Here is a 7,946-nt window from a genome sequence, read left to right on the forward strand (position 1 = left end):
CCTCTGGCATCGCACCTTGCGTGGAGCTTGGTGGTGAAGCCGCCGCGCGATCGGCCAAGCGCCTCGGTTTGCTGAGTCCCCTTTTTATGCCGACGGCACAATGATGTGCCCGGACCACGGTGCTATCGATCATGTCGGCGGCTGTGTCGCGCCCCGCCAGTTCCGCCAGCGTCTCCAGCATGGCATCGAACACGCCGGTCGTAACCCATCGTCGATAGCGCCGGAAAACGCTGTTCCACTTGCCATACTCATCCGGCAGGTGACGCCACTGCGCTCCGGTCCGCGCGATCCACATCATGCCTTCGAAATAGGGGCGGTTGTCCTGCGCCGGACGGCAGCCACGACCCCGCTCAGGTGGCAGCAGCGGCCCGATCACTTCCCACTCTTCGTCCGTAACGCCAATCCGCTCGCCCAAGGCTGCCTCCAAAAGCCAGCCTTGAATCAAGGTCCGAGTCCACAGTCAAGCTTTGTCCACGAAACCTAAGGAAAAGCGAATTGCAAGGGAGATAGTCATTGCAGACAATCAGCAACCCAGCACAGTCGACATAGGGATGAAGTTGGGGCGGTACGCGAAATAATGTTTGCCAGTTAAGCCAGCTCCGACTGCCCCATTTGCAAAGACCGCCCCCATGAAGATCAAGCCCGATCGCCAATGCGGATTTGTCGAATCAGGTTCGGCGCATGTCGCCAGCCTCCTGCGCATCTCGAGGAACCCCTGGCTCAGGCTTGAACTGCAGGCACAGCAAGAAAGGCAGCGCGCGGCGTGGAGCGAGGCGCAGCACGTAAAGTCAGTCCAGAGGCTCGAGCGTGAGGCGGAAACACGCCAGCGCGGGCGAGAGCGTGACCTATTCTGGTTCAGGACCAAGGCCAGGAACTGGGGCGAGGAGGGGGGCAAGAGCTACAAGTCGACTGCTTCGTCGCGTGCGGTCCGCATCGGAACCACCAGGAGCTGGATGCCTCGCTACTCGGCGCCGATCAGGACGAACGACGGACTGCTCTTCCCTTTTCAAAGGACGGTTTATCGCAATGCCAAGACGAGCAAGCAGGGGGCAGGAAAAGACCTGGTCCGCTACGGGGCCGAGGGAGCCCACGAGTTCGAGAGCGGGGCGCTGGCCTTCTTCAGCTCGGTCGGTCTCACAGTAGAGGAGGCGGCGGAAGCCTTCGACCAGTTGGAGCGCGTCAACCGGTCGACGGCGGGAAACGCGAAGGTCGTGCACCACATGATCATCCAGTCGCTGCACGAGCTTTCTCGGGAAGAGCAGTGGGCCATGTTGCTGCGCTATTGCGAGCAAGTTTTCGGCAGCCAGGATCTCCCTTACTCCGTCTGCCTCCACCCGCCGTCGGAGGACGGCGACCAGCGCAATTGGCATGCGCATGTGGTGTTTTCTTATCGGCCGATGGTACGCACCGATCAGGCAGAGTGGCAAATCGGCCGAGCGCTGCGCAGTGACCTAGACTGCCCGGAACAGTGGACGCGGATGCGGTTTCTGCTGGCCGAGGAGCTGAACTACACCTGCGAGATGCATGGCGTGAACAAGCGCTACACGCACCTTAGCTACGCGGCGACCGGAATGGATTACATCCCTCAAGTCCATCTGGGTGCCGGGCTAACCGCCAAAGTTAGGCGCGGCGAGGAAGTCGCTCTTAACGAGCTGAACCGCTTGACGGTGGCCCGTAACTCGGCGCTGCAGTGCGTGCGAGAACTCCGTAGCGTCCTTCAGGCCAGCGCCGCGGCCGTGTCGGATTACGTGCGGAAGGAGCGCGATGCCGTTATCGCAGCGATCGCGTTTCCCCCAGCGAAATCAGTGCAATCTGCCACATCGATCCACATCCGCGGGATCACACTACCATCCACCCCGGAATTGCTTTCCAAGCACGGTGACCTTCGAAAAGATAGGATCCCGGCAAACGACACCGAAGCGGTGTCTGGGCGCGGCTCGAACTTGCCTGCCGAGGTAATCGCGCGAAAGCTTCCTCACCCATTGCCGATGGCGGATAGCTCGATCGGCACTGGCTTCGATCTGGAGCCGTTTCCGCCCGTGAAACTGCCGGAGCCCCCATCGGAACCAGTGATAGAACCGGAGATCGTTGCGCCAACAGCGCCGGTAGTGCCGCAGCCGTTGGTCGCTAACGCGGATGTACAAGCTGTGTGGACTTTGTCGTCGAGGGTATCCATCGTGCCGACTGCACTAGGCGCGGATGATGAAAGAGACGTCCTTTCCGAATGGCTTTTGGGCAAGGCGGGGATAGCACCGCCTACGCTACCCCAGCCGCTGGAAGACCACGATTATTTGCTCTCGGATCGCTGGCACCTGCCGCCGTTTTTAACCCCGCAACTACTGGAGCCCATCAAGCCGGTATCAGATGGGTCCGTCGATTGGGCGGTCCATAGCAGCAGGCTTGGCTCCGATCGTGCTCCGCAGCTTCCTCGCCCGCTCCGGTGGGAGCCGCAAGCGCCAATAGAATCTTATCGGCTCTCCACCTTCGATGGCTGCGCACCGAGGATTGTCGAACCGCCGGAAACTCGTTTCTCTGCTGATCTCAATGACATCGAGACGGCAGCGCTGTGCTTGCCGGAAGGTGTCCTGAATGATCCCGCGCAAGAGAAGGCAGCCGAAGACTTTAGTACGCTAAACTCATCCGACCTTATGGTCCAACCGGTGCCGAAGGCGCCGGTTGCCCATTCTCAACTTCCCTCTCCGCCGGAGCCAAGCCTTGGCGAAAACGAGCCAAGTTCGCGCGTTGGCGCGCATTGGAAGAAAAAGCAGGAGGAGGAAGCCGACCAGTCGCCGGCCGAAACCGATCTTAGGTTGGAGAGAACGCAGGCGCAGGTAACAATGATGAGACTCATGCGTTTGCTTGAACAGCAGCGCTCCGTTCTGGAAAAAGATGAAGACGACCGCATCACGGTGCCGCCCGATATTCTCCGCCGTGCGGGGGGCACGAGCGACCTGGTGACGGCAGATCACGTGCAGCGGAGGCTGGCGGCACTTCACGCGCGCAACGAGGAAGAACTTGACGCAATCGCCTCGCATGTTGCCGCTTTCCCGGATCAGCTCAGCAATGGCAAAGGATATTGGGCGCTTGATGAAAATGCGCCGCCTGCCGTCCGTGTGGGGGTGAAGGCGTGGCGGAACAACGAGAAGGTGCAACAGGCGCTTGCACAGGTCGCTGGAATGGCGCTCGACCGGAACGGGTTCGCAACCGTTATGCAGCGACGGGACGAGTTTCTTGCGATCGCAACGGGTAGACCTGTGTCATCGACTAGGGGCGAGCGTAGGATGTCTCCCATGATCGACCCGCGTCAAAGCGGCGGAGGTGTGGGAGATTGATAAGTAACTTGGTCCATCAGCTTGGCGACGAAACCGGTTCTCGAGCCTAGATCACGCCCTCTAAATGGGCGTGCAGCTTCCGCGCCCTGAACAGCCAAGCGCGCCACTAATGCCAGCTCTGCGATATGACGTTTCCAGATGCCAGAACCTCACCTCTCCCAGAGAAGGTGCTAGGCGAATGACCGGTGGTAGGCCGTTTTCGGACAGTCTGCTCCGAGGCATCGCACCTCGCGAAGCGGACATTCGGCTTACGACCCTATTGTGGCCGTCAGCCCTCGCTTGCTTATCCGCCAAAAGCAGACGGAGGGCTCGGGCGCAGACGGGGCCTAGTTGTGCCGTTGATGATCCGAACGAGGACGGAGACAGCGACTATTGCGAGGGAAGTGACGATCGCGGCAGCAGTGGACCGAATGCCGTGTTTGCGGCTGCGCTGCTCACAAGCAACTCGACTTTGAGGACGATTGCGAACGCTGGCATCAGCCCAAGCACTGAAACGCCTAGGCCACCCGCCAGCCTCAATTTTGCAGAGCCCGTTGCTTCCTCAGTAGGCGCCTTTCGGTCGGCGATGCTCAATTCCGAAAAGCGTGACAGGGTTCTGCGTCGTTGATAAAATTCTTCTACCGGCGGCGCTCCGGGTTCTGGAGGCGTCGGCGAAGGCGCAGCTGGTTACGCTATCACAACCGGCTGCGCCTTCGATCTTTGGAGAGGATAGCCCCTGTGACGACGATATACGATTTCCATCAACTCAGAGAGAATGAGAACGGCACGTTCGTCGTCGAGCGCAAAACATGCGTGAACACCGCAGAACCGGGTCAGTTGCCGAACTTGGTTGAAACAATATCGACTGTGGTTTGGTCCGAGACCAAGGGTGCTGCTGAAACTGCAATGCGGAACGCTGACGAGCGATTAGGCTCTGCCTACAAGCCATATCTTCGAAGTGAGTAATTTGGAGGGATTGCGAGCGATCTTCGGTCACCTGGCGGAAACCGTTCGGCGGCAGTCTATGCCGAAGCGCGTGACAGTGTATCTACCTACTGGTACCGCCTAGTCTCCGGCATGCGGCCCTACCCGTTACTGTCGACGAAGGCGCGGCTTGCATGCGCTCTCCCGCAACGCCGCGCCTTCACCAACTGCCTGATCAATAGTGACGCCTCGTGAGAATATCGTTAGATTGCTCCTACCGATGTGCCTCTTCTCCTGACCGAGGACATTGGCGAAGGCGCAGCTGTTTCAGGCGAATTGATTGGCTGCGCCTTCATTCGGCTGTTCAGAGCAGCGCTAAGATAACCTCGAAAATCAAATACCCGAGTGAAGCGGTAACTGCCGCCAGCATGATGGCGAACTCGATTTCGAGCGGTTGAAGTTTTCGCATGTCGGAAGAGCAGCCAATAGCGCTACGGAGCGTAGGTGTCTGGAATGCATGGCGCTAACCGTCGTTCCGGCAACATCCCGAACCGGCAATTCACTCGCGCCCTGCTGTTACAAGGCTGAGATCTCCCACAGCTGAGGCGACATTTCTTCCAGAAGCTGACTGTTATGAAACGACCCCAAAGCGGTCAGTTTGCTACAGCACTTGGGAATGACGACATCCCGCCAGTGGGTCGAAAGCCGACAAGCCACTCTCTGATACTACTTTGGACAATTCGCCGTTCGAGAGGTTCTAGGTAACTACTCGCCGTTGGGCCTCCGAACGCGCGAGCGAGGCAATATCGATCGCGCCGTGTCGGCGGTCGCGTTGTTTATCGGCGGTGGCAATCAACGCACGCAGATGCTCGAACACCGAGCCGTAGACCGGGCGGTGAAACTCGATGCCCACTTGGCGATCGTTTACCCAACGGATCGTCGCATCGATGGGCCCCAGATCGCCGATCCGAAGCGATGCGTGGTCACTGTTCTGCATCCAGACTGTCCCGACCGTGAAGGCACACCCATTTTCCGACAGATCGGTGATCTCGGCTTGAATTGGCTTTCCCGAACCGGTTCGAACAGTTCCCATGACATTGACGACGAAGCGCTCTTTCTCGCGGCGTCCCACGCGGTTTTCCATCGGCATTGTCCTTCTCCTTTTTCGTGCTGCGCGCTTGGTGCCAGACGGGATAAAGTTAAGCCGCGCGCGCTATTGTCGTTTGAGCGGTGTCGAAGAAAGCATCCGCCGACATCGGCCTGGCGATGAAATAGCCTTGCGCGTAATCGCATCCGATTTCCCGCAGGAAGTCGAGGCATGCTTCCTCCTCGATTCCCTCGGCCACCACCTGCAGGCCCAGCTGGTGCGCCAGTTCCACAGTGGAGCTTACGAGCAGAGCGTCGGCATGGTCGCGATGGGCGTGTTGGACAAAGCTGCGATCGATTTTCAATTCGGTCAGAGGAAGGCGTTTCAAGTAGGACAAGGTGGACTGTCCGGTGCCGTAATCGTCCATCGAAACACCCACGCCCAGATCGCGGAACCGGCGCAGCGCCGAGCACGCGAGGTCGAACTGGCCGATTGTCGCAGATTCGGTGATTTCGAAGATCAGTCGGTCGGCCGGCACCCTATCCTCTAGCAGAATGCTCTCCACGCGAGCAGTGAAGTCCGCGGACGTAATGAGGCGCGCCGAGATATTGATCGCGGCCCGTATCTCCAGTCCGCCCTTTCGCCATTCCCGCACGTCGTCGATGACGCGACGAAGGACGAAGAGTGTCAGCTCGTCGATGCGGTTGGTCTCTTCTGCCAAGGGAATGAAAATGTCGGGCCGCAGATCGCCGCGAACGGGATGGCGCCAGCGGATCAGCGCTTCGGCACTGGTGATGCGCTCGGCTCTCAGGTCGAACTTGGGCTGATAGAGCACGCTCAGCTCGTCGCCTTCCATGGCCTCTTCCAACTCGCCCATCAACGAAAGCTGCTGGTCGAGCGCGCTCTTCTGGGCCTGCTCGTGATAAGCGAAGCATTCTCCGTGACGCGCGGCCTGACTCGCGGCATGGAGCGCCTCGTCGGGTGCGTTCACGTCGGCGATACCGAAGGTAAGCTTGATATCGACCCGGCTCCCACGGACTTCGACAGGACTGCGCAAGATGGCTGCCATGCCGAGCAGCCGGCTCTCGAGTTCGAGCGGTTCGAGCGAGGATACCCAGGCGAGTGCGCGATCGTCGATGCGGTAGATCGGTCCTTCGCAGCCCGCGACGCGCAGCCGGTCCTGCAGGCGGGCGAGGAAGTCGCTGATCGCATCCTGGCCGATCACCAGCTTCACTGCGTCGAATTCGTCGATCATCGCCGCGACGATACGGCTCCTATCGTGCGTCGCTGCGGCGCGTTCGAGAGCGCGGCGATTGGGCATTCCGCTCTCGGCATCTACGAGCCGCGCCTCCTCGAAGTCCTCGCGGACCAGAATTGCCCAGCGCAGCAATGCGGCGGCGATCAGCATGACGAGCGCCGGTGCAATAGCGATTCTCAAAGCAAATTCGGACGCTCCGAAATGGAGCAGGGCAAAAACCAGCGTGGCGCCCAAGCCGAACTGGACGAGTATGCGGTTCCGGCTCCGGGCGGCGATGATCGCATAGGCGAACAGAGCGGCCAGTAGCAGCGGTAGGGCCCAGCCAATCTCGACCGGCACTCCGTCCAGAAGGGTTTCCGCAGCGAGCGCCTGGATGATCACACCGGGGATCACACCGTGGACAGGCGTTGCATAGCGATCGCCCATTTCGATCGCGGTCGCACCGATTATGACATCCTTTCCGGCAAAGGTTGCCGGATCGAACTCGCCCATTTTCACGGCGATGAAGCTGTGACGGGGAAGGGTGTCGGGCTGGATGGAGAAATCGATCGGAAAATCGTCGTCCGCGACACCGGAACGCTGGGCGAGTTGCGCAGACAGCGACGGGCGCGGGGCATCGGCGTTAAAGGTCCCGATCGGCATTTCGCGCACGAGTCCGTCGCTTGCGGGACTGACCGACACGGACCCGAGCAAGGCGTGCTCCCGCAATTGGGGGATGGGCAGCGAATCGAGCTGCCTTTTCTCGGCGAAACTCCCTCTCTGCCCAAAAACCGGGAGAATGACGGTCGCATTTGCATCCGCGAGCGCGGCGGCGAACCGATCGTCCTGCTCGCGGTCCGAAGCGGTGGAGAAATCGACGTCGAAGGCGATCGTGCGCGCGCCTGCCTCGTCGAGCCGTTCAACGACCCGCGCATAATGCTCGCGATCCCACGGCCACCGCTGGATGGCGGCAACGCTCGCCGCATCCATCTCGACTACGTGGATCTGACCGCTGGCAGCGTGCGAGCGCATCGCGAAGCCTGCATTCTGCAGCACGTTTTCAAGCGGCTGTAACGTCCCCGCGGACGCAGACAGGGCAATCGCGACTGCGAGGGCGAGCACCGTCGCGGCTTGGACCACTCGCCGCCCGGCGCGGCTGCGCCATCGCGACAGCGACTGCACCAGCCGGCGCGCGTGTTCGAGACTAGATGAGGGCGGCATCAATCATCGTCGTCATCGTCATCGTCGTCGTCATCGTCGTCATCATCGTCGTCATCGTCGTCATCGTCATCATCGTCATCATCATCGTCGCGATCGTCATCGTCATCGTCGTTATCGTCATCATCGTCGCGATCGTCATCGTCGTCGTCACGATCATCATCATCCT

General features: G+C 60.2%; 3 protein-coding genes and 1 pseudogene. 1 reads left to right on the forward strand and 3 read right to left on the reverse strand.

Features of this window, described 5'->3' with window-relative positions:
- Positions 1-361, reverse strand: a pseudogene (locus A3736_RS00620) (IS5 family transposase); the annotation flags it as partial.
- A gap of 268 nt (positions 362-629) precedes the next feature.
- Here A3736_RS00620 and A3736_RS00625 point away from each other — a divergent pair.
- Positions 630-3,332 carry a MobA/MobL family protein gene (locus A3736_RS00625; protein ID WP_067677908.1) on the forward strand — a complete coding sequence of 901 codons (2,703 nt, stop codon included), beginning with the start codon at positions 630-632 and terminating at the stop codon, positions 3,330-3,332.
- A gap of 1,660 nt (positions 3,333-4,992) precedes the next feature.
- Here the strand turns inward: A3736_RS00625 and A3736_RS00630 are convergent.
- Together A3736_RS00630 and A3736_RS00635 are read right to left on the reverse strand one after the other, a co-directional pair.
- The gene (locus A3736_RS00630; RefSeq protein ID WP_067677911.1) at positions 4,993-5,385 is read right to left on the reverse strand and encodes a PilZ domain-containing protein; all 393 of its coding nucleotides are present in this window, start codon (positions 5,383-5,385) and stop codon (positions 4,993-4,995) included.
- Between the two features lie 49 nt (positions 5,386-5,434).
- Positions 5,435-7,780, reverse strand: coding sequence for an EAL domain-containing protein (locus A3736_RS00635; RefSeq protein WP_082851225.1), 2,346 nt, complete (start codon positions 7,778-7,780; stop codon positions 5,435-5,437).
- Between the last annotated feature and the right edge of the window lie 166 nt (positions 7,781-7,946).

The organism is Erythrobacter sp. HI0063 (genome assembly GCF_001635685.1).
Lineage (GTDB): Bacteria > Pseudomonadota > Alphaproteobacteria > Sphingomonadales > Sphingomonadaceae > Qipengyuania.

What these genes read in the sequence shown, in the direction of transcription:
- A3736_RS00635 (WP_082851225.1), bottom strand. Translation starts at nt 7,780, where the DNA reads ATGCCGCCCTCATCTAGTCTCGAACACGCGCGCCGGCTGGTGCAGTCG.
- A3736_RS00625 (WP_067677908.1), top strand. Translation starts at nt 630, where the DNA reads ATGAAGATCAAGCCCGATCGCCAATGCGGATTTGTCGAATCAGGTTCG.
- A3736_RS00630 (WP_067677911.1), bottom strand. Translation starts at nt 5,385, where the DNA reads ATGCCGATGGAAAACCGCGTGGGACGCCGCGAGAAAGAGCGCTTCGTC.